Source organism: Allobaculum sp. JKK-2023 (assembly GCF_034745455.1).
In the GTDB taxonomy this organism is placed as follows: domain Bacteria; phylum Bacillota_I; class Bacilli_A; order Erysipelotrichales; family Erysipelotrichaceae; genus Allobaculum.
Map to the genome: position 1 here is coordinate 2317478 of NZ_JAYERV010000003.1, position 23032 is coordinate 2340509.

19 protein-coding genes and 2 tRNA genes are annotated in these 23032 nt (G+C 45.1%); 15 read left to right on the forward strand and 6 right to left on the reverse strand.

What is annotated here, in order from left to right:
• Positions 1-14 precede the first annotated feature (14 nt).
• From U4956_RS09330 to cysK, 7 genes are all read left to right on the forward strand, one after another.
• A complete protein-coding gene (locus tag U4956_RS09330; protein WP_323090365.1) occupies positions 15-1073 on the forward strand; it encodes a HigA family addiction module antitoxin in 1059 nt (352 codons plus the stop codon).
• A 467-nt stretch (positions 1074-1540) separates the two neighbouring features.
• The gene (gene mutY / locus U4956_RS09335) at positions 1541-2590 is read left to right on the forward strand and encodes an A/G-specific adenine glycosylase (protein WP_323090367.1); all 1050 of its coding nucleotides are present in this window, start codon (positions 1541-1543) and stop codon (positions 2588-2590) included.
• A 221-nt stretch (positions 2591-2811) separates the two neighbouring features.
• The gene (locus tag U4956_RS09340; RefSeq protein WP_323090368.1) at positions 2812-3735 is read left to right on the forward strand and encodes an HAD family hydrolase; all 924 of its coding nucleotides are present in this window, start codon (positions 2812-2814) and stop codon (positions 3733-3735) included.
• A gap of 152 nt (positions 3736-3887) precedes the next feature.
• Positions 3888-4382, forward strand: coding sequence for an S-ribosylhomocysteine lyase (locus U4956_RS09345; RefSeq protein ID WP_323090370.1), 495 nt, complete (start codon positions 3888-3890; stop codon positions 4380-4382).
• 523 nt (positions 4383-4905) lie between these two features.
• Positions 4906-7365, forward strand: coding sequence for a preprotein translocase subunit SecA (gene secA, locus U4956_RS09350; RefSeq protein ID WP_323090371.1), 2460 nt, complete (start codon positions 4906-4908; stop codon positions 7363-7365).
• Positions 7346-8447, forward strand: a protein-coding gene (prfB, locus tag U4956_RS09355) for a peptide chain release factor 2 (protein WP_323090372.1) whose coding sequence is annotated in 2 segments (ribosomal slippage) — positions 7346-7417 and positions 7419-8447 — 1101 coding nt in all. Because the reading frame shifts where the segments join, the coding sequence is not laid out codon by codon here. Before secA ends, prfB begins: the two co-directional genes overlap by 20 nt.
• Positions 8448-9037: 590 nt before the next feature.
• Positions 9038-9970, forward strand: a complete 933-nt coding sequence (gene cysK / locus U4956_RS09360) for a cysteine synthase A (RefSeq protein ID WP_323090374.1) — start codon at positions 9038-9040, stop codon at positions 9968-9970.
• A gap of 248 nt (positions 9971-10218) precedes the next feature.
• On the opposite strand, the gene U4956_RS09365 is transcribed toward cysK, so the two are convergent.
• The 3 genes from U4956_RS09365 to U4956_RS09375 all read right to left on the reverse strand — a co-directional run bounded on the left by U4956_RS09365 (position 10219) and on the right by U4956_RS09375 (position 13005).
• Positions 10219-10692, reverse strand: coding sequence for a MarR family winged helix-turn-helix transcriptional regulator (locus U4956_RS09365; protein WP_323090375.1), 474 nt, complete (start codon positions 10690-10692; stop codon positions 10219-10221).
• 75 nt (positions 10693-10767) lie between these two features.
• Positions 10768-12147, reverse strand: a complete 1380-nt coding sequence (locus U4956_RS09370) for an MATE family efflux transporter (RefSeq protein ID WP_323090376.1) — start codon at positions 12145-12147, stop codon at positions 10768-10770.
• A gap of 339 nt (positions 12148-12486) precedes the next feature.
• Positions 12487-13005, reverse strand: coding sequence for a DUF308 domain-containing protein (locus tag U4956_RS09375; RefSeq protein WP_323090377.1), 519 nt, complete (start codon positions 13003-13005; stop codon positions 12487-12489).
• Between the two features lie 413 nt (positions 13006-13418).
• Here U4956_RS09375 and U4956_RS09380 point away from each other — a divergent pair, with 413 nt between their 5' ends.
• The gene (locus U4956_RS09380) at positions 13419-13967 is read left to right on the forward strand and encodes a DJ-1/PfpI family protein (protein ID WP_323090378.1); all 549 of its coding nucleotides are present in this window, start codon (positions 13419-13421) and stop codon (positions 13965-13967) included.
• Entirely contained in the window at positions 13964-15301 is a 1338-nt protein-coding gene (locus tag U4956_RS09385; protein WP_323090379.1) for a hypothetical protein, read from the forward strand. Before U4956_RS09380 ends, U4956_RS09385 begins: the two co-directional genes overlap by 4 nt.
• 261 nt (positions 15302-15562) lie before the next feature.
• Here the strand turns inward: U4956_RS09385 and U4956_RS09390 are convergent, their stop codons facing one another.
• Positions 15563-16423, reverse strand: a complete 861-nt coding sequence (locus U4956_RS09390; protein ID WP_323090380.1) for a patatin family protein — start codon at positions 16421-16423, stop codon at positions 15563-15565.
• 438 nt (positions 16424-16861) lie between these two features.
• Complete coding sequence (locus U4956_RS09395) at positions 16862-18706, reverse strand: IS1634 family transposase (RefSeq protein ID WP_323088213.1); 1845 nt, start codon at positions 18704-18706, stop codon at positions 16862-16864.
• 296 nt (positions 18707-19002) lie between these two features.
• Between U4956_RS09395 and U4956_RS09400 the strand changes: the two genes are divergently transcribed.
• From U4956_RS09400 to U4956_RS09425, 6 genes are all read left to right on the forward strand, one after another.
• Positions 19003-19078: transfer RNA gene (locus U4956_RS09400), tRNA-Arg, on the forward strand.
• A gap of 102 nt (positions 19079-19180) precedes the next feature.
• Positions 19181-19258 (forward strand) — tRNA-Arg (locus U4956_RS09405).
• A gap of 365 nt (positions 19259-19623) precedes the next feature.
• Positions 19624-20394, forward strand: coding sequence for an alpha/beta hydrolase (locus tag U4956_RS09410; protein ID WP_323090382.1), 771 nt, complete (start codon positions 19624-19626; stop codon positions 20392-20394).
• A gap of 17 nt (positions 20395-20411) precedes the next feature.
• Complete coding sequence (locus U4956_RS09415) at positions 20412-20771, forward strand: PTS lactose/cellobiose transporter subunit IIA (protein ID WP_323090383.1); 360 nt, start codon at positions 20412-20414, stop codon at positions 20769-20771.
• Positions 20768-21064, forward strand: a complete 297-nt coding sequence (locus U4956_RS09420) for a PTS sugar transporter subunit IIB (RefSeq protein ID WP_323090385.1) — start codon at positions 20768-20770, stop codon at positions 21062-21064. Before U4956_RS09415 ends, U4956_RS09420 begins: the two co-directional genes overlap by 4 nt.
• A gap of 499 nt (positions 21065-21563) precedes the next feature.
• Complete coding sequence (locus U4956_RS09425) at positions 21564-21734, forward strand: hypothetical protein (protein ID WP_323090386.1); 171 nt, start codon at positions 21564-21566, stop codon at positions 21732-21734.
• Positions 21735-22070: 336 nt separating this feature from the next.
• Here U4956_RS09425 and U4956_RS09430 read toward each other — a convergent pair whose 3' ends face one another.
• Positions 22071-22694, reverse strand: coding sequence for a histidine phosphatase family protein (locus U4956_RS09430; RefSeq protein ID WP_323090387.1), 624 nt, complete (start codon positions 22692-22694; stop codon positions 22071-22073).
• Positions 22695-23032: the final 338 nt, after the last annotated feature.

The window sequence follows — 23032 nt, forward strand, 5'->3', positions numbered from 1 at the left end:
AGGGGGAGCCTAAGATGACAAGACGAAGTCGAACATACGTTGCCATTCCGCCGGGAGCCACGATTAAAGAGCAGTTAGAGACCAGAGGAATGAGCCAGAAAGAGTTTGCGGCAAGAATGGGTTTATCCGAAAAGCATACAAGTCAGCTGATCCATGGAGATGTCCAGCTTACACCAGAAACGGCAGTTAAATTAGAAATGGTTCTTGGTGTACCAGCTCAGTTCTGGTTAAATCTTGAAGCGATTTATCGAGAAAAAATCATCAAAGTGGAAGCTGAAAATGATATGGATGAGGATGAAGTAATTGCAAGAAAGTTTCCTTATAACGAGATGGTTCAGCATGGATGGATTGCACCGGCCAGAACCACGAAAGAAAAAGTTGTTCACTTAAGAAAGTACTTTGGAGTGGTTAAGCTTTCTCTTTTAGGAAATGAACAGATCACAAAAATCGCCTGCAGAAGATTGAAAACTACAGAGAAGAGTGACCTGGCCCTAATGGCGTGGAGTCAGGAGGCTAAAAAAATGGCTTGTGATCTTCAGGTACCACCATTTGCGGAAAAGAAAATAACGACGGTTCTTCCTCAGATCAGAAAAATGACGACGCAAAAGCCAGAAGAATTTATGCCTCAACTGAAAGAATTCCTTCTGGAGTGTGGAGCAGCCCTTGTGTTTTTACCTCATTTGCAAGGGTCATTTTTGCAGGGGGCTTCTTTTATGGATGGAAATAAAGTCATTGTAGGTCTTACGACCAGAGAATGCGATGTGGATCAGTTCTGGTTCAGCTTATTTCATGAACTGGCCCATATTATTCTTGGGCATCTTCATCAGCCAGAGGGAACGTCAGAAAGCGATGAAAGAAAGGCTGACCAGTGGGCTGAAAACACATTGATTTCTGAAGTCGATTTTGAAAAGTTCCTGGACAGAGAAGACTATTCACAAAAAAGCATTCTTAACTTTGCCCATCAGCTGGATATTGCCCCCGGAATTATTGTCGGCAGACTTCAAAGAGTGGGGCTGCTCAAAGACCATCAGCTGAATACCCTCAAAGAGAAGTATGAGCTTCTGGAGTTTTGAGGTGTGTGATGGTTTCGGGCATATAGAGCAACTGATCAGATCTCTGAATAGAGTTTGAGCAAAAAAATGTCAATCAAACGAGAACCATATTGGAAGGACATGAAGATGATTAAACGTTGTTCTCGTACAGGACAGTCAATCCAGACAAAAGCATTCACTTTTTTCCTGAAACTATTGTAATTTTTGAACGCTATAAAGTTTGAGATCCTTGTATTTTTTGAACAGAAGATTCTGGCATTCCCAGAGAAGCAAAGCGGCCGGAAACACGTTGATAAAGGTGTTTTCCGGCCGCTTTCGGTTTTGATGAATTGTTCAGGTCAGAAACTGAATGCTGAATCAGCCTGGTCAGAACGACAAATCCTTCTGATTTCACTCTACGATGGTTTCGAATAAGGGGCTATACACCATTTTGGTGCTTGAAGCAGTGCAATGAGTTCTCATCTGTATTCGATCAGAATTGAAAAGGGATGAGCTTTTTTCAGGGCGGTAAGTCCGCTATACTATCGGCTATGGATCAGAATTCACTTTTAACATGGTATAACAAAGAAAAACGCGACCTGCCGTTTCGCAAAAACCGCGATCCCTACCAGATCTGGATCAGTGAGATTATGTCCCAGCAGACGCGCATTGAAGCGATGCTGGATCACTATGAGCGCTTTATTGGGCGCTATCCGACCCTGACGGATCTGGCTGGCGCCGATGAGGATGAACTGCTCAAGCTCTGGCAGGGGCTTGGCTATTATTCCCGCGCCCGCAATCTGAAAAAAGCAGCCCAGGTGTGTGTGGAACAATATGATGGTCATCTGCCCGCAACGAAGGCAGAACTCAAGAAACTGCCGGGAATTGGTGACTATACAGCCGGAGCGATTGCTTCGATTGCCTATGGACAGCGGGTCACGGCCATTGATGGCAATGTCATCCGGGTATGCTCCCGGTATTACTGGCTGGAAAATGACTTCAATCAGCCTAAAGAAAAGAAAAAACTCGAAGCTCTTTTGTTGGAGATTCTGCCCGCGTCTGAACAGATGCCGGATTTTACGCAGGCTTTGATGGAACTTGGAGCGAGGGTGTGTCAGCCCAAAACGGCTCGCTGTGACATCTGCCCGTTAAAATCCACTTGTAAAGGGGCTTTGCACGATCACCCTGAAAAGCTTCCGATCGCCCGCAAAGTGGTCGAAAAGAAAAGCGAAGACAAACAGGTCATCATCTGGATGGCCAGACACGAAGGCCAGTGGATGATCCGGGTCCACAAGCGTCCTGCAAAAGGCCTTCTGGCCGGTTTGTATGAATTTGATGATCATCTGCCTGAAACGGTTCTGGATACCTTCCCCCTTGGTGAATACAGTCACATTTTTACGCACCGGATCTGGAATATGAAGGGCACGCTTGTCATTACCGAGTATGATGCATCCTTCATGCCAATGATCCAGTGCGAAACGGAAGCGGCTGTTCCTTCGGCCTTCATGCCGTTTTATGAAAAAGCGCAAGAAATTATCCAGAACCTGGCTGAGAAATGATTTTGACTGTTGTGGCTTGTCATTATATATGGAAAAGACAAAATAACTGAATACAGGCAAGGCAGACAGAAAAACTGGTGCATAGAATTCAGGCTGGTAAAAACAGATGTTGAATTCTGGCCTTTAGAGAGGTCAGGCACATAGAGAAGTCAGGGGTATAGAGATACAGGTACACGGAAACAATAAATAAATAAATAAATAGAGGAAAAGGAGATGGAGAAATGGGTAGTTCAATCAAAATGGTTGTCTGCGATCTGGATGGGACATTGTTGAAGCATCCAAAGAAAATATCGGAACGAAATAAGAAGGCCATCCGCGAGATGCGCAAGAAAGGGGTTCTGTTTGGCGTCTGCTCGGGCAGATCGGCCATTGCCCTGCAAAAGAAGCTCAAAACCTGGGGCATTGACAAGGATGTAGATTTCGTTCTGGGTTTTAATGGCGCAATGTACTGGGATCCCGCAACGGATGAAGTCCAGGCAGCCTATGCGTTGAATGCCGAAGATATTCCTCCAATTTTAGAAGTATGCAAAGGATATCCTTTTTCCTTTTCTCAATACGAAGGACTGAAGATGCTTTCGACCAAAAAGAACTTCCTGACCAGTGCAATGGCCGGGCGCAATGAGCTGGAATTTGTGACCGTCCCCATAGAGGAGCTGAAAAAGCGGACCTATAAATTCATGGCGGTCGGCATGCCCTGGACGCTTTCCAAGTGGCTGAAAAGCGGCAGGAAAGATGAACTCAAGTCAGCTCGCGTATTCCGCTCGGGACCGTTTTTGCTGGAATTCGTCAATCCACATTTAAGCAAGCTTGAAGGCGTGCGCATGGTGGCGAAGAAATATGGCATCAAACTGGATGAGATCGCGGCTTTTGGCAATGATAACAATGACTTGGAAATGATCGAAGGAACAGTTGGTGTTGCCATGTCAAATGCCCTGCCGGCCGTAAAGGAAAAAGCCAGCTATATTACGGATTCTAACTGGAAAGATGGCGTAGCAACATGGGTTGAACAATACGTGCTGGCAGATAATCCGCCAAAACCCGTCATGAAATATAAGGATAAGTACCTGGCGGAAACAACAGCGGCTATTGCTGAGGCTGTCAAGCCTGCTGACGCTGCATCTCCAGCGGCTTCCAGAGCAGTGTAACGAGAACGGCCGGGATTGCTGCTTGAGAACGTGGATTGCTATTGGGGAATCAGAAACGATCGGATCAGATAGAATCGGATTGAATCAGATTCAATCTCAGATCATTTTGAAAAAATCAGAATATGAACCATAAGGAGGACAACAAGGACACTATGGAAGTACAGGAAACAAAACCACAGGTTGAAATTGAAAGCTTTACTCTGGATCATGATGCAGTCATTGCACCCTATGTCCGTCTGATTGATACGACAAGCGGACCCAAAGGGGACACAATTTCCAATTTTGATGTCCGTCTGAGCCAGCCTAATGAAGAGTTTATTGATACAGCCAGTCTGCACACACTTGAGCATCTGCTGGCCAAATATCTGCGCCCGCAGATTGAAGGCTATATCGATTGCTCGCCGTATGGATGCCGGACGGGATTCCATCTGCTGGTCTGGGGAGAACTGTCGAGTCTCGATGCGGCCAGAGCCCTGAAAAAGGCGCTGGAGCAGACGCTGGAGACTTCGTGGCAAGAAGTGCCGGGAACGGCGCGTAAAGAATGTGGCAACTATCGGGATCATTCGCTGGAAGGGGCCAAAAAGTGGGCGGCGAAGATTCTGGAGCAGGGAATCAGCGCTGACGCTTTCGTTCATATCCCTGTCTGATTTGGGCTGGCTTTCTGGCCGGCTCTGGTCGCAGGCCTGGGGCTGTTTCCCGATCGATTCTGATCGGACGCCTGCCCGGTTTCCAGGCCGATTTTGGTCTGGCTTCTGGCTGACTCTGCCCTGATTCTGTTGGCATACAGCCAAAGAGAAATTTTTCTGGCAGCCCTTGGACAATGTGATCCAGCACAGAATCAGCGTTTTGAAAAGTGAAGTAACTGAAAATCAGGGAAGAGCCGCTGTTTTTCCCTGATTTTGTTTACTCTACGTGAAAATTATTATATTATGGACAAGTTTACTAAGGTAAAACATCTTGTTCATATTATTTTTTTGCCTGAATATCTATTTTTTTCAATCAATGGCAAGCGGACTGAAAAAAGTGGAAAAGCGTCCAGAAATGGTTAAAGTGTGTAAAATACGGGTACAAGAGCAGAGTGTGAAGAAGAAGAGACCGCTTGCTTTGGGGTGTTTGAATCCCCTATGCTAAAATGTAATTTGCTAAAGTTTGACTTGAGAGGAGAAATAAATGGCTCTTTTTGGAGGACTGTTCTCGGAAGAAGCAAGAGAACTGAAACGGCTGGAAAAAACAGCAGATCAGGTTCTTGCTCATGAAGATGAGATGAAAGCTTTAACTGACGAACAATTAAGAAACAAAACTGAAGAATACCGGGAACGCCTTAAAAAAGGCGAAACCCTGGATGACCTCTTGCCAGAAGCCTTTGCGACGGCAAGAGAAGCAGCCAGCCGGGTCATCGGTGAAAAACCATATAAAGTTCAGATCGAAGGTTCTGCGGCAATGCACCGTGGTGATATTGCGGAAATGAAGACCGGTGAGGGAAAAACCCTGACCGCGACGATGGCCGTATATCTGAACGCCCTGATGGGAAAAGGCGTACACGTGATCACCGTCAACGAATACCTGGCTGGTCGAGATGCTGCGTGGATGGGTGAAATCTACCGTTTCTTAGGCTTGACGGTTGGCGTAAACAAACGCGAACTGTCTGCGGCTGAAAAACGTGCGGTTTATGCCTGTGATGTAACGTACACCACCAACTCCGAACTCGGATTTGACTATCTGCGTGACAACATGGTAACGGATGTAAATGATCGCGTTTTACGCGGTTTGTACATGGCCATTATCGATGAGGTCGACTCTGTCCTGATCGATGAATCCCGTACCCCGTTGATTATTTCCGGTGGTAAAAAAGACACCGCAAACCTGTATATTGCAGCGGACCGCTTTGTCAAAACTCTGGTAAAACCAGAATACGAATACGATAAACTGTCCAAGGAACAGAAGATTGTTTCCGGTGACTACGATATCGATGAAAAGACCAGACAGGTCATGCTGACAGATTCCGGTGTTGAAAAAGCAGAACGCTTCTTCAACCTGAAAAACCTGTATGATCTGGAAAATACGCAGCTGGTTCACCACCTCAACCAGGCATTAAAAGCCAACTTCATCATGATGAAGGACGTTGAATATGTGGTTTCGGACCAGAAAGAAATCGTCATTGTTGACCAGTTCACCGGTCGTACAATGCCTGGCCGTGCGTACTCTGATGGTCTGCATCAGGCCATCGAAGCCAAAGAATGTGTCCCAATCAAAGAAGAAACATCCACGCTGGCTACAATCACTTACCAGAACTTCTTCCGCCTGTATGAAAAACTGGCCGGTATGACGGGTACTGCGAAAACTGAAGAGGAAGAATTCCTCAACACTTACAACATGCGTGTTGTAGTCATTCCAACCAACCGTCCAATTGCCCGTCAGGATTTACCAGACGAAATCTACGGAAAAAAAGATGACAAATACAAAGCCCTGGTTCGCAAAGTCAAAGAACTCTACGAAAAAGGCCAGCCAGTTCTGGTTGGTACCATTGCGGTAGAAGTTTCTGAACTGATTCACCAGATGCTGCTTAACGAAGGCATTCCCCACGAAGTGCTGAACGCCAAAAACCATGCACGAGAAGCCGAAATCGTTGCCAAAGCCGGCCGGCCAAAAGCCGTTACGATTGCGACAAACATGGCTGGCCGTGGTACCGATATTAAGCTGACCAAGGAAAGCCGCGCCTTAGGCGGTCTGGCTGTTCTTGGTTCTGAACGTCATGAATCCCGCCGCATCGACAACCAGCTGCGTGGTCGTTCCGGACGTCAGGGTGACCCAGGATTCTCGAAATTCTATGTCTCTCTGGAAGATTCTTTGATGGTTCGTTTTGGTACGGACAAGCTGAAATCCCTGTTTGCTTCCCTTGGTGATGAGCAGATTGAATCCAAACAGGTTACCCGTTCCATCACCATGGCCCAGAAGAAAGTTGAAGGCTTCAACTTCGATACGCGTAAAAACCTGCTGGACTACGATGATGTTCTGCGCCGCCAGCGTGAAATCATCTATGATCAGCGCAACAAAGTTCTCGAAAGTGAAGATGTGCATGACATGGTCCGCCTGATTTTTGAAAAAGTCATCGAACAGGCTATTCAGGCCAACCTTTCCGAAGGCCGTAAAGCGGAAGTTGATCTGCCGGGTCTTGTCAAATCGCTGGAAGTTCTTGGGGTAAGTGGTGATCGTGCCATTCACGTTGAAGAACTCGAAGGCAAATCCTACGACCAGCTTAAAGAGTATATCTTTAACAAGGTCTGGGGTGCTTACGAACACGAAATCGAACTGGCCAAAGCACAGTTCTTGCCATTCGAAAAAACCGTTGTTTTACGCAACATCGACCGCAACTGGGTTGAGCATATCGACCGCATGGACAAACTGAGAAATGGTATCTATCTGCGTTCCTATGCTCAGAATAACCCGCTGCAGCAGTACGTTCAGGAAGGTTTCGACATGTTTGAGGACATGAACCGCCGGATTGACCGTGAAATTGCTTCTTACCTGTTAAAAGTACGCATCCGTCAGGAAAAGCCACAGAATAAAGTGGAAGAAGCCAGAAGTGCTCATGAAGCGAGGATGAATAAAAATGGAACTGTTCGAGCTTAAACAGATTCTGTCTACTCACCTGGAGAAGTTGGACGCTCTGGGTGAGTCACTTTGACCTGCCTGAAAAAGAAAAACAGATTCAGGCTTATGACAAACAGATGCTGGAAGATGGATTCTGGAGCGACCAGAAGAAAGCCCAGAATACCATCCGCAAACAGAACTCCCTCAAGGAAATCGTCAGCGGCTATAAAGAGCTGCGTGAAATCTTTGATGGTTTAGCCGAAACGGCTGAAGTTCTGAAAAGCGATCCGGATGAAGAATTACTGGAAATGGCGTCCATGGAAGCTGAAGAAGCGACCGCAAAAATGGATGACTTTGAAGTGAAAGTTCTTCTGTCCGGCGAGTATGACAACTCCAATGCCATTCTCGAGTTTCATCCAGGAGCAGGCGGAACCGAATCCTGCGACTGGACCAGCATGCTCTATCGCATGTATACCCGCTATGCCCAGAACAAGGGCTTTAAAGTCACCGTTCTGGACTTCCAGGAAGGCGAAGAAGCGGGCATTAAGTCGGCTACGATTCTCGTTGAAGGCGAGAAGGCCTATGGCTATCTGAAAGGCGAAAAAGGCGTTCACCGTCTCGTGCGGATTTCTCCCTTTGATGCCGGTGCCAGACGCCATACCTCCTTTGCCTCCGTTGAGGTCATGCCGCAGTTCAATGACGACATTGAAATTGAAATCAAACCGGAAGATCTGATTGTCGAAACCAAGCGGGCTTCCGGGGCTGGCGGCCAGCATATCAACAAGACAGACTCGGCCATCCGTATGGTCCACAAGCCAACCGGAATTGTTGCTACCTGTCAGTCTGGCCGCAGCCAGATCCAGAACCGCGAAGAAGCGCTTAACATTCTGAAGTCCAGACTGTTACAGCGTGAAATCGAGGAGCAGCAAAAGAAGATTGCCGCCCTTAAAGGCGAAACCAAAGCCAATGAATGGGGCAGCCAGATTCGAAGCTACGTTCTGCATCCATATACCATGGTTAAAGATGCGAGAACCGGATACGAAACCAGTCAGGCCCAGTCTGTACTGGATGGAAATCTGGATGGATTTATCTTTGCCTGGTTAAAATCACAAATCGCATAGGCGCAAAACGGCGGCTGTCATTATGGGGGACAGCCGCCGTTTTTGTGTAGATGACGATTCAGAAAGCAGTGATTTGAGGACAATAATCTGAGGACAGTGATTTTAGAGCAGTGATTTTAGAGCAATGAGTTTAGGACAGCAATCCAAAAAGATAGTAGTCAGGGGATAGTGGATTGAGCAGAGCTATTTGAAAGTCTGTGATGAAACGTTTTCTGGATAAGACGGAAAATGCAACAGAAAAATAGAGGGATGCGTGTATACGATCCAGACAAAAATGATTCGTTTCAGAATAAAATGAAACAATTTTCTGTAACGTTTGAGCCTGAGACTTTTCAATCAGCTAAAAGATGGCTATCTTCAGTCCCATAAGCGAGGACAAATTATGCATCTTAAAATTTTGTGTTGTTCTTCCTGCTCCCGCCTTTGATTTCAAAGCGGATAGACTTGAAAACTCAGGCTTTCAATCGTTTGTTTCAAGAGCAGACCAGTCAATTTGAAAGCTGTGGATCTATACGTTTTAGGTCCTTTTATTGATCCATAAACTGTTAAACCGTCAGAAGACAGGAAAGTGAACCCAAAGGAGAAACGAAATGCCTATTCATTCCAGTATGCTCGATCTGGTAGGAAAAACCCCGCTGGTCGAAGTCCAGAACATTGAAAAGAAATATGATCTGCCCGGACACATTGCCGTCAAAGTCGAAGGATTCAACCCCGCAGGCTCTGTAAAAGACCGTGTGGCCGCTAACATGATTAAAACCGCCGAAGCGGATGGCCGCCTCAAACCTGGCACCACCATTATCGAAGCGACTTCAGGCAATACCGGTATTGGCCTGGCTGCTATTGGTGCTTTGAAAGGGTATCCGGTCGTCATCGTCATGCCAGATACCATGTCCGTGGAACGCCGCAATCTGCTTAAGGCCTATGGCGCCAAGCTGGTTCTCACTCCAGGCGCTCAGGGCATGAAAGGGGCGATTGCGAAATCCGAAGAAATTGCCAAAGAAGTGGGCGATGCATGTATTGCCGGCCAGTTCGTGAACCAGGCCAATCCGGCTGCTCATCTTGCAACCACAGGCCCTGAAATCTGGGAAGATACCGATGGTAAAGTCGATATCTTTGTATCCGGTGTTGGAACCGGCGGAACGATTTCTGGTGTTGGTGAGTATCTCAAAGCCAAGAATCCAGACGTAAAAGTTGTTGCGGTAGAACCTGAAACTTCTGCTGTTCTTTCTGGCGAACAACCAGGAAAACACGGAATCCAGGGCATTGGTGCGGGCTTTATCCCCGATACGCTGGATACTCATGTGTACGATGAAATCATCAAGATTACAGACCAGGAAGCCTATGAGGCGGGCCGTGAACTGGCGCAAAGCGAAGGAATTCTGGCTGGAATTTCCTCTGGTGCAGCTTTAGCCGCCGCCAAACAGTTAGCGGCCAAACCAGAAAACAAAGGAAAACTGATCGTTGCATTGTTGCCAGATACGGGGGACCGTTATCTTTCGACACCAATGTTTGCCCAGGAATAACTCCTCTTGCCGATCAATCCTGAATCGAAATCCCATCAAACGAAAAACAGACAATCAAACACTTGGATTGAACCGGAATGCCAGTATTCAATGGCCTTCCGGTTTTTTTTTACTGTATGCCCTGTCCAGCCCACTAAAAAAGCCTGCCTTTCGACAAGCTTGAATCCACTTTGAGGTGGACTGAATTCATCATAAAAACAGAAACAAGGACAGGGGGCTAAGAAAAAGAAGAGAGGAAAGCCACTCTTTTAAGAGGCTGCGGGGAACTGTTCTTTCAGATTCTTTTCCAGAGCTGTCACATAGCGGCGAATGCTTTGGAGCATGGTTTCAATTTCCTGATCGCTCAAGGTTGCCAGCGCAGATTGTTCAGCGGCATGGATTTTTGCCAGATAGGGAAGAAATTCAGCTTTTCCTTTTTGGGTCAGACAGACGCCCTTGCTTTTACGGTTGTTGGGCAGACTGACCAGCTCAATCAGGCCTTTGCTGGTCAGCTTCGTGAGGGCGGAGTTCACAGTCTGAACAGGCAGGTAAAGATTGCGGGCAATGTCAGCCTGCCGAAGAGGTGTCTGATTCTCTTCAATTTCCAGAAGTATCCAGAGTTCGTTTTCCGTAAGGTTCATGGACTTCAGACAGATTTTATACACATCCCAGGCCTGACATTCGAGAGATAGAAAGTCCTGATGGGCTTTTTGAAGATTAAGAGCATGCAAATTCGGCTGCATCACAGTCATCCTCCTGTTTTCTTGATCATATCAAATATTAACTGTTTAATATCATTCCAGAGCGGGCAGCGCTTTTCAGAAAGCGAATTTCTGGATAAAATTCCAGCCGGTTTTGAAGTATCCATACTGATGGCGGAAACAATACACAAGGAAAGCCGTGATCACAACGGCCATCGCTTCCGCTGCGACCATGGAAAACCAGACTCCATTCAGTCCCCAGAAAAGTGGAAAGATCAGAATAAAGCCAATCTGGAAAACAAGGGTTCGAATCAGCGAAATGGCTGCTGAAACGGGGCCGTTGTTCAGAGCAGTAAAGAAGCTGGAGCCAAAAATCGCAAATCCAGAAAACAGGAAAACGGGCGAGCAACAACGGAAGGCCTGAATGGTCAGATCCATCAATTCTGGATCATATCCCGCAAATAAGCTGGCCAGTGGCTCTGCCAGCAATTCCGCCAGACCAAACATTGAGACTGCACCAATCAGAAGAATGACCAGTGATTTTTTGAGCAGGCTGGAAAGCTCCTGATGGCTGGCAGCACCATACTGATAGGAAACGAGCGGGGAAACGCCAATACTGTAGCCGATGGAAACGGCCATGAAGATCATGGAGACATACATCAGCGTTCCATAGGCCGCTACTCCATTTTCCCCCGCAAATCGTAACAGCTGAAAGTTGTACAAAATGGAAATAATCGAAGTTGCGGCATTGGTAAACAACTCTGACATGCCATTGACCATCGCAGATCCCACTTCACGGGCAGTGATGGTAAAACGACAGAAATAAAGAGCGTTTTCGCCTTTTCCAGCCATTGGTTTTACAAAAAAGACCAGACTGAGGAGTGCGGCCAGACTTTGTCCAAGACCTGTCGCACAAGCCGCTCCGGCAGCGCCCCAGCCAAGAGTTCCGACCATCAGCCAGTCCAGAAAGATATTCAGCACGCCTGCGCAAAGAGTAATAACAAAGTTATGCAAAGGTCGTGCAGCGGTGACAAAAATGGTCTGAAAGTACATCTGAATCATCGAACAGGGCAGAAAAGCCAACAGGATAAGCGCATAGGTGTACGCATCCTGGCGAAGCGCGGGCGTACAGCCCATCAGATCCAGAACTGGATTGAGCAGGGCACGTCCGGCCAGACTGGTTCCAATGCCCAGAATAAGGGAAACGACGAACAGTCCCGTCAAAAGCTTCCGGGCTTGATCGGGACGCTTCTGACCGATTGTTTTGGCGATAAGAGCTGAAGAACCGGAACCCATCATATAACCAAGGCTGGTCAGAATTAAGGTATAGGGCATGATAAAGTTTACGGCCGCAAATGACAGCTTTCCGGCAAAATTGGAAAGAAAGAAGCCATCGACGACTCCGTAAATCGATGTTACAACCAGACCGAGAATAGTTGGTAAGGTAAAGCGGAGCAGTTTTTTATAATTGTAGTGCTCCGAGAGTTTAAGCTGCATAAAAACCTCCTGAGTGAGCCGATATCGCAATACAATCCGAAATCGGATTATCCGATATCAGCGAAAACGATAATATCTGATTTCGGATAAAATAAAAAGGAAACCCATACTTTCACAAAAAAAAGAAAAATGGATTGTCGTTTGTAAAAAAGAAAAAGGAAGCTACCTTGTGGAGTTATCGAGCAGCAACTTAAACGACTGTCCTGGAAAAGGTTGAATTCCAAGGATGCAAAAAGACCTGGCTACAGCCAGGTCAAAGAGTCAGCAAACAAGAAGAGGATAGATGAGATGGACTCAGGAACATCAAAAGAGTCACCAAAAAGGAATGTCAGAATCTGATCAGGCTTTGATAAACGCCTGGACAGTCAGAATCACTGCTTCTGCAATCAGGGCAATTCCGGTAAAACTCATGATCATATTGATGACACTTGACGGACGGATCATCAGAATGATTCCGATAAACAACATGATCAAAGCTGCGACCATACTCAGCATCCAGGAGGAAATCCCGGCCCGTTTGAGCACAAGCGATTTCTGAATCTGGGTGATGGAGTTAAAGGTTAACAGGACGCCGGCAACAATTGGGAAAAAGTTAATCAGCATATGGGGCCAGACGGCCAGAATCAGACCAATGATGATTCCTGGGATTCCGATAACCATCGGTGAGAGATTCGTCGATTTTGTGATCACGAAATACTGATACAGATTATAGCCGCCGTAGACAACCAGAAGGATGCCCAGAACACGAACGATGGTTGTCAGAATGGAGCCGGAAAAGAAGCACAGGACAAGGCCAAATAACAGGTACATCAGCGCCATGGATAACATTTCGTTGCGTGATGGATTTAAACGATTCATAAAAGTCCTCCTTTAAAAGATTTCTTGATTTTATTCTGTCTTTATTATCAGTGAAAACGGGCAGTTTTTCTTTGTGCAGACCCGAAGTTTGCAGGCAGCCTGTCCAGATCATAAAAAGCAGATTTTTTAACAGGCTTATTCTAACCAAATCAACCAAACAAAGAAGAAGAAAAATCTTATTAAATTCAGAAGAAATCACATAAAAACAAGAAGGATGAGTACAAAGAGTTGAATGAATTCGGATGGAATTGATGAAAGATAAAAAAGCAAAAGGCAGTACGGAAAGAATTCGAGCAAGGACGAGTCTTTGGAAATAAAAGTCTGAAGATTCTGAAGATAAGGTTTGTAAAAGCCGCATCAGGAGTGTTGCGTTAAAATAGAGAAAGTACGATACGTACGAAAGCGAGGTATTGATGATGAAAAAAGCCGCAATTGTCATGGACAACGGTTTCGAAGAACTCGAAGCCATGGGTCCAATCGCCCTGTTACGCCGGGCTGGAATGCCGGTTGATCTGGTCAGTGCTGCCAATACGGATTCAGTAACGGGTCGTTTTGGCGTTACCTATTCGCCAGCAACTCCTCTGAAAGATTATGATTTCTCAGATGTAGATGTCCTGATCATTCCAGGCGGTGCTCATGCTCCAAAACTTGAAGCCAACGAAAAAGTCAAAGAAGTCATTACTGAGTTCTACAATGACCCTGAAAAATATGTAGCGGCCATCTGCGCTGCTCCAACCATCCTTGGTCATATGGGTCTGCTTGAAGGGAAAGACTACACTTGCTTTACATCAATGAACGATGAATTCGGTGGAACGTATAAAGATCAGCCTGCCGTAGTCGATGGCAAACTGATCACCGGACGCTCTGCTGCAGCCGCGATTGATTTTGCCTGGGCGATTATGGAAACTGTTTTAGGCAAAAAGCACACGGATGAAGTGAAAGCATCCATTTTCACGCTGTGAAATCCATTGAAAAGCAATGGCTTGACTATATAGAAGACCATCTGCAGGAAAGCCATAAAAGTGCATTGGAGGTCAGCCGGACCATTCAGAACTCTCCATTAGAATATGAAGTTCCCAATCAGAGCAGTGCCGTGCCGATTTATACCCGCACGCTTCATCTTCCCAAGTTCTTTACCCAGCAGGATAAAGAGAATTTCGAAAAGCTCTGTCAGACTTTTTATTCGATCTTTGAAAAGACCATCGCTGCTTACCAGAATGATCCAGAGATACGCGCTCTGTTTCACTTCTCGCCAGAACTGGAGGAGCTCATCGCCCTGGAACCTGGCTATCAGGCAGCCATCCCGGTTCTACGCATTGATGTTTTCTATGATGAAGAAACCGGCGATTTCAAGGTCTGTGAGTTCAATACAGACGGAACTTCCGCCATGTACGAGAATGATTTGATGTTTAAGTTTCTGGCCCAGAATAACGTCTGGAAGGCCCTGAAACCAGAGGTAAGTTATATGCCGCTGATGAATCCGTTAGTGGATGCTTTGCTTCTGGATCTGGAACAGGCGACGAAAAAAAAGAAGCCGGTGATTGCCATTTCAGACTTTCTGGAAAATGCGTATCTTCCAGAACTGTATGCGATCGAACAACTCCTTCAGGATCGAGGATATATAGCGCAAGTCGTCGATATCCGCGATCTGCAATATGATGGAGTATCGCTCTACAGTCCCAAAACAGGTGTTTACTATGACGCCCTGTATCGAAGAGCCGTCACGCAGGACGTGCTGGACCATCTCGATGAAATCAAGCCGTTTTTACAGGCTGTAAAAGAGGGGAAGATTGTGCTGGCCGGGGCGTTTAAAACCCAGATTCCACATTCCAAAACGATCAGTGAAGCGCTCTTTGAGCCGGCTTTACAGAAATACTTCACCGAGCAAGAAGTGAAGTGGATTGAGGCACATTTGCCCGAAGCGTTTGATCTGACACCGGAAACTGCCAGACGGGTCAAACAAGACCGAAAGCACTGGATCATCAAGCCCAAAGAAGGCTATGGAGCTAAAGGTGTCTATGCAGGTGTCGATCTTGCCGAAAAACACTGGCCAAAGCTGGTCGATGGTCTGGCCGAGCATGGCTATATCGTGGAAGAATATATTCCCCATTATCAGTCGATGAACATCGATCTGCTCGGACCGGATGGTCTGAAACCGTATTCCAATCTGACTGGTCTGTATGTTTTCAATGGCCGGTTTGCGGGCGTGTATTCCCGCCTGTCCGATGCTGGAATTGTTTCGACGCAATATAACGAGCGTATGGTCCCCACGCTCTTTCTTAAAGAAGACCAGTAAACCAGAAAACTGGAGGATCAGAAGGCTGGAACCCGAGCAAACCCGATGAACGCAAAGAAGCCGGATCTCATTCGATTTGAACAAGATCCGGCTTTTCTGCTGGTCTGTTGACCGGGATTGGTCTGCCTCATACAGAGGCGTAGAGATGTGCTGGACAGTTGGAAAAAGAAAGGGATGGCTGAAAAGTTCTGGTGCAGGGAGCGCTTTGCGGCGATGAGAAGCCTGGAAACAGACGTCACAGCCATTTGATCCTTCTTCCGCTTATACTTCTTGCGCCTGGCTGGCGGGGACAAGGAAGTCTTTAATCTTCTGTCCGTCCTGGAATCCTTTGAGGTACAGGCGATGCAGGTTGTTTGGATTCCGGTCAAGTGTATCGACGCCGCATGTATCATCGGGAGCGACAATCAGAACCTTGCCTTCTTTCTCCAGCTCTTTGGCTTTTGCGACGACTTCGTTATAACGGTCGGCTCTTGAGCGAAGACCCTCAGCGGCTTTGGGGTAACAATGCATGAAGGCAGCAACAGCCTGGTCTTTATAGGGCTTGCGGTCGATATCGCTTGGCTTGGTCAGAATGATAACGGCTTTATCGGCACCAAGTTCGAAGGCTTTATCCAGTGGGATTGGATCTGAGAGGGCACCATCAAAAAATGGCACGCCGGCAATCATATAGGGATGGTTGACAACGGGAATCGAGCAGCTGGCCTTGAAAATGTCGTACCGGTTTTCCTGAAGCCAGTGGCGGTCAAAGTAGGCAGGCTTGCCGGTAATCGCATTGGTCGCTACAACAACCATCTGGATATCAGAGGCATTGAAGGCATCGAAATCCAGCGGGTTTTCGCCATCCTTGTTGGAAAGAGTACTGTAGATGTAGTCCATGTTGATAAACGAACCCGTTTCAAAGTAATTGTGGAATGACATGTATTCTGGTCTTCCGGAATATTCTCGATAAAACATATAGTTCCGGCCGAGCTGATGGGCAATATAGCTGCAGACGTTGGCTGAACCAGCGGAAATTCCAATCGCAATATCGAATTTCACGTCATCAAACATACAGGCGTCCAGAACGCCTGCTGCATACATGCCGCGCATCCCTCCGCCAACATCAATGACTGCGGTTTTCATAAAAAGATTTCTCCTTTACTGATTTACTTTTTTATTTATTCCTTACTTATTGTGCTCATTTTAGATTGGCACTGGATCTGAATCCTGCCAGATGTCAATGGAGTCCTGAATCCAGGAGCTTTTCAGAACAAAGCAGAATCCAGCTTCCATGAAATGGAAGTTTTGCATGACCATTGTAAGGAAAAATAGAAACAGAATGAACGAACAGAAGCGAAAAAGTGCGGGAAAATTCCAGAAGAGCCATGCAAATTCAAAATTCGACAGACCTGAAAGCGGTTTGCCAGAGGAGAAGTGCCTGCAAGAATGATCGGATCCGGATGAAATATCGCTCAAAACGGGTCGGTTTTTGGTGGGACTTGATTTTAAAAGGGGTGTGCAATAAAATAATTGTACGCTCTCTAGTTTTGCAGTTTTTAGAAGATAAAAAGGCCAAATGGCTTAATTTAAAGCACTTTTGGCCTTTTTTACTTGTGCACGAACTTGCGTAACATTTTTGCCTTTCGAATTTTTCAAAAATTTTTTTAAATTTTGTAGAGTAATCACTTCTCTATCTACATTATAGTTAAAAATATCTATAAGTCTGTCTGTTATTACGTTTCTCTCAAATGATGGCACATAATAATCGTTCTTAAGGCGATGAACATTCATTTGTCGGAGTGTTTTAAAAATTTCAAAGCAGCTATCCATGCTTTCCAGATATTGCTCCAGAATTCTGTAGACTAACAGAGCTATGAAGCAGATTAGCAGGTGTCCTTTGATAGCTTCTTCCCGGCTAACGTAGATTGGTCTGCTTTCAAGTTCTGACTTCATGATCATGAAACTTTCTTCAATCTCCCAACGGCTGTGATTAGCTGCCAGTATTTTATTTACATCATCATATAAAAGATCTGTTGCCACGCAATAAAATCCATCATATTGAGCTTCTTCATCGATTCTTGCCTGGTCCAGTTCATAAATTTCGTGATCTGCAACTTCTCCTTCCTGGGTGACGCTCGTTTCTGAGATGTAATATCGTGGATCACGGTTATTATTACTCTTCTTCACTTTCCCCTGTTTAATCAATTTCCTAGCTCGTTCCAATTTCTTTTCACGTATAAATTCATTATATTTCTTATATTTTGTGTTGTATGTAACGACAATGCGTTCCGTCAGCTTCTCCTTTTTTCCGGTTAACTGAGACTTCTTCTCAGTTTCCATCCAAATCTCTTTATAGAAAGTAAGCCGTTTTGTTTCATATTTAATTCCGTCTATATTAATTGTATCCTTTAAGTTATTAATCGAAAACTCGCCTTTAAAGCCGCTTAACTTCCAGCCGTCTGGCTTCAAAGCCCACTCTTTATAATTATTCCTGAGTTTTTTTATAGACTGAGTGACGATATAGGCTCTGTTTTTCTTTCGGTCGTTATAAATCTTATTTTCAAATCCATTCAGTCCGGCATCTGCACATACGATAAATTTTGAGTCTTTAAAATCGGCGTCAATTTTATCCTCGAGAGTTCTAAGTGAAGCTTGTTCATTCTGATTGCCATCAAAGACGATATCTGCCAGGGGGATTCCCTTTGAATCCATAAAAAGACCGTACTGAACAATCGGATTCGGACGATTTTCCTTACTTTTGCCATACTTTCTGAAATCATCTTCATCTTCTGTCTCGTAATAGAAATTTGTGCAGTCGTAAAAGAGAACGGTGGTATCCCTTTCGCATATTTTTGAACTTTGGTCATAAAGCTTTGACTCAATGAAATATCGTTCTGAAGACAGGATTGGGAGTGATCTATAAATATCATCGAGGGAATAAGTTATCGGGTCGAAGAATTTTTTTACTTCGCGAAATACAGATCGCTTAGATCCCGGGAAAACGACTTGAGCACAAACAAGATCAGAAACAATCCTTTCCAATGGAAATTTAAATTGATATTTGGCTTCTATTTCTTCACAAATTCCTTTTATGGAGAGCATGTGAAGAATTTTATTTGGAAACAAGTATCCCACGTTGTAGATTGGAGCATCCATTGGAATCTTCTTGTTTTCATCGAGAACGACATTAACAAGATTTGACCCAGGTGCTTTTCGTTGATCGTCTTTTTCTTTAGCCAGCTTTTTTAAATGAGCAACAACAACCGAGGGATCATTGGTGTTCAGTTTTTTAAACCAGTAAGTCTGGTTGCCCAGTTTTTCGACAACTTCTGTAGACCGTTTCTTGGTCTCTGGATTTGTGTAGTCTGAGATTATAAAAAACGAAACAGAATTTTTTGATTTAGATTGTTTGAGCCGATACGACATATGATCACCCTATTGCATCATATAGAATTACGAAAAAGTACGCATTTTAAATGACTGAAAATTTGACAACAAAAAAAGTCTGCCGTAACTCGCTACTGCTGACTTATAGATTTTTATAATTAAGATGTAAATCACCTATCAAATCTGACTTTTTCAAAAACTGCAAAACATCCGGGTTTGCCAGAGGAGAAGTGCCTGCAAGAATGATCGGATCCGGATGAAATATCGCTCAAAACGGGTCGGTTTTTGGTGGGACTTGATTTTAAAAGGGGTGTGCAATAAAATAATTGTACGCTGTGCCCGTAGCTCAATGGATAGAGTAACAGATTCCGATTCTGGTGGTTGGAGGTTCGAGTCCTCTCGGGTGCGCCATTTTTTTTTTGCCTGTTTTCTCTCAAAACGGCTAAAATAAATAAGAAGCTTGATTTCAGAATTCATCAATTCTGAAGATTGATTCGTTTATGGCGTGAACAGGTCCACATAGCTCAGTCTGGATAGAGCACGTGCCTCCTAAGCACGGGGTCGGAGGTTCGAGTCCTCTTGTGGACGCCACTTTACAGATAAAGCTGCCTATCAAAATGCCTTGCCGCATCCGATGGGCAGCTTTTCGTTTGTCATCCAAAAGCGCTGGCCCCCTTTTCCTGAATGCTCAGACCCGGTCGTTCAGGAGGTTTGATGGATTCAAAAGATTTGGCGCAAATCTGCAAGTGGATCAAGCCAAAACATTGGAGAAGACAATGTGGCGCTATTTGTGTCTGTTTAAAATTTCTTCGAAAACTTGATCATTATTTTCGACAAATCGCCAAAGGCGAATTAAATGGAAATATGAGCTCAAAAAGAGGACTCAAAATGAGTTTATGAAGACCAAAAGGCCGGAAATGGATACAATAGAAAAAGAGGCGAAAGGAAGGGATTTCATGATAGATCGTTTTCCAGTAAGAATGGATCCGCTCAATCGCCTGGGATGGGTGGATGTCTACCTTCCGGATGATTATTTTTATTCCAATCGGCGCTATCCGGTGCTGTATATGTTTGACGGTCAGAACCTGTTTTTTGATCAGCAGGCGACATTTGGCCGTTCGTGGGGACTTAAGGAGTTTCTCGATTCCTGTATGGATCCCTGCATAGTGGTTGGGCTGGAATGTGACCCGAAAGACCAGAACCGGCTTCACGAATACACTCCCTATCCATTGGCAGAAACGTTCTTTGGAGCCACAGTTGGCGCCGGAGCGGTGTTAATGGAGTGGATTGTCCAGGTGCTGAAGCCGATGATTGACCATAAACTGCGAACCTGGCCGCAAAGAGAAGCAACTGCCATAGCAGGCAGCTCCATGGGAGGCTTGATGGCCTTCTTTGCGGTTACCCGGCATAACTCTGTATTTTCCAAGGCGGCTTGTCTGTCGCCGTCCCTGTTTCTTTGTGAAGAAGAAATTTCCAGAGAACTGGAACATGGCGGACTGGATCCGGATACACGGATTTATTGGTCATTTGGATCCAAAGAATTGTCGGCTCCCATGCGTGTGGAAGCAGAAATGCTTCTGGTGGAATACAAATGGGCTCTGGAGCGGCAGGGAGGACTTGGCAAAGTCTCCATTGTCGAAGATGGCTCTCATAACGAAGAGTGCTGGGGAAAACAGAATCCAGAATACTATCGCTTTTTCTGGAATGACCCCAAAGATCTTGACTGAGCTGCTGAGGTAAGGGTATGACAAAAGACGAACTCGATATGGTATCATTTGGCATCATTGCCGATGCCGGCGATGGCAAATCTTACGCGTTTGACGCGCTCAATGCAGCCCGTAAAGGGGATTTTGGCGGCGGTGAAGCTTTGCTTGCCAAAGCTCGGACCGCCATTGAAAAAGGACGGCGTGCCCAGACAGACTTGTTGTTTGCGGAAATGAATGGTGAACATCACGATGTCAACGTTTTGCTGGTGCATTCACAGGACCATCTGATGGATGCCATGCAGACGATGGATCTGGTCACGGAACTGGTTACACAGATTAAAGAACAGAAAAAATTAGAAAAACGAATAGAAGAGCTGGAAAGAAGGGTAGACAAGTGAAAATTGCACTGATCTGTACTGGCGGCCTTTCAACCAACTGGATCATTAAACGGCTGGAAGAATTCGCAAACGATCATAATGAAGTGGTTGACTTAAAAGCGTATGGACTGACGGACTATTATCCAGCAGTTGCGCAGGCTGATGCGGTGCTTCTTGGACCGCAGATCAGCTACTATAAAGGTGAAATTGAACAGAAACTTGGCCATCCAATCGGCGTGATTTCCGCCAATGATTATGCAACGGCCAATGCAGAACATATTTTCGCTCAGGCATTCGAACTGGCAGGCAGGTAGCCTGCTTTTTTTCGTCTTTTGGATATGAAATTCAAATCTTATTCATTTGGTATCTTTGAGATAAAATATCAGTCACTTGAAATAATTTCTTGTCTTAAACAAACAGACCAAATGGATTCAGGCAGCCATGAAAAAGAACAGATGCAAACGATCATTTGTTCGAAGAAAGGGATGAAAAATTAAGAAATGATCAAAAACAGAATTGTATAAATACCCAAATTATCTGAAATTGTCGAATGAAAGTTTTCAGCAGGCATGAAAGTTTTCTTTTTCTTTCAAATCAGTATGATGAAGTGGCAGGCTTAAATGTTTGAGAAACGATACAAAACAACGCAAATGGTTTCATTTTAGCTTTGAACCAATAAAGAGTAATCAATTATTTGGAAAATCTTAACAAAATGCCGTTGAAAGAAGTTTCTGAAACTGATAACATTGAGCCAAGCTCAAATTTTTCATCATCTGAAAAATTTCTGAAAATATTTACAGGAGGAAAACGTATATGGCATCTGCAGTGAACGAGATTCAGTTAAATGACCTCGAAGGAGTTCAGGTTGTAGTCGATGAAGAAAAAGCTCTCTCTTCCAAAAAGCGTGATAACCGTTTTGCTGAACTTCTTGAGTATTTCTGGAATGAAGACGAAAAGGCTGAGGCTGTTCTGAACGAAGACTAGTTCTGGACCAACTGTCTGAACTCAAATAGCTCAGCACTGATAATTTTTGATTGAATAGTTGATAAAAGATGAGGTGATCTTCACGGACAACAAGACTGCCTCTTTTTTTATGCCATTAATTTTATAGTTCGAGATCATTGGCTTTACGGATCGCGACTGTTTCTTTTGTTTTTTTTTGCTGTGGCCAAAGAAAAAGACTGCCAGAAGCAGTCTGAAATCCTGGGCCTGAAAACAGGAACAGCTGGATTCAAAATTGAATCCTGAAAATGGAGAGAATTGAACAGATTTTATGATATTAAACAGTTAATATTTGATAGCCATTCAGAGAAGAGGCTGTTACTGGTCAATCATGACGGACAGCTGCGATGGCGTATCTGGTTTGAGGTCTTTGACATGCTCATTGATGATGTCGTTGAGAGTGAATTTGCCATCTTCATAGTCGAAGTCGTAAATAATGCAGTTATCAAACTTGCGAAGTTTCTTTGCTTTCTTTGGGTCGATGGCATTGGCAAAACGAAATGAGCAGGCACCATGCGCGCAGGCAAGAATCGTATGGCCCGGATCTTTTTCCATAATATCGGTCAGTGTATCGACCATTCGCTTTTCGACCTCTTCACGGGCTTCGCCGCCAAAGGGAACATACATATGGGCCGGATCTTTGCCGCCTGGATTGCCTTTGCTGATTGGTTCGCCTTCAAGAGTGCCGTAGTGAAATTCTTTCAGGCCAGGAACCCGCGTATATGGTTGATCTGTAATCTCCTGAATCGTCTGTTCGGTCCGGCCAAGCGTCGAACAATAATAGGAATCTGGCTCAATGTGGTGTTCGTCCAGCCATTTGCGAACCGCTCTGGCCTGTTTATGGCCAAGCGGAGTCAAAGGGGAATCGCACCAGCCCTGAATCAAATTTTTTTCGTTGAAAAGTGTCTGGCCATGGCGGACCAGGTAAAGTTTCTTTTTCATAATGGCTCCTTTCTGCACAAAACAAAGCGGATTCAAAAAAATACTCCGGAATTCGACAGATGGCTTTGTTTTGCACGGATCCGTAATTTCTTTGTAAATAGAATCGCATCGGATGAAATCGATCCGATATAAGGCACATAGTTAGTCTAGACTTTTCCACAATTCATCGAAAGTGAGAGCCTCAGCTTTTATCTGGCTGGTCGTCCATAGTGGATGAAACTGTAAGATGGCGGTACAATCTGAAAGGAAGAAACTCCCGTATTTTCGGCCTTTTAGCCAAAATGCACAGGAGGAAAAGAGTTTGAAAGAGTTTGAATACAAGAAGATAAAAAGCTTTA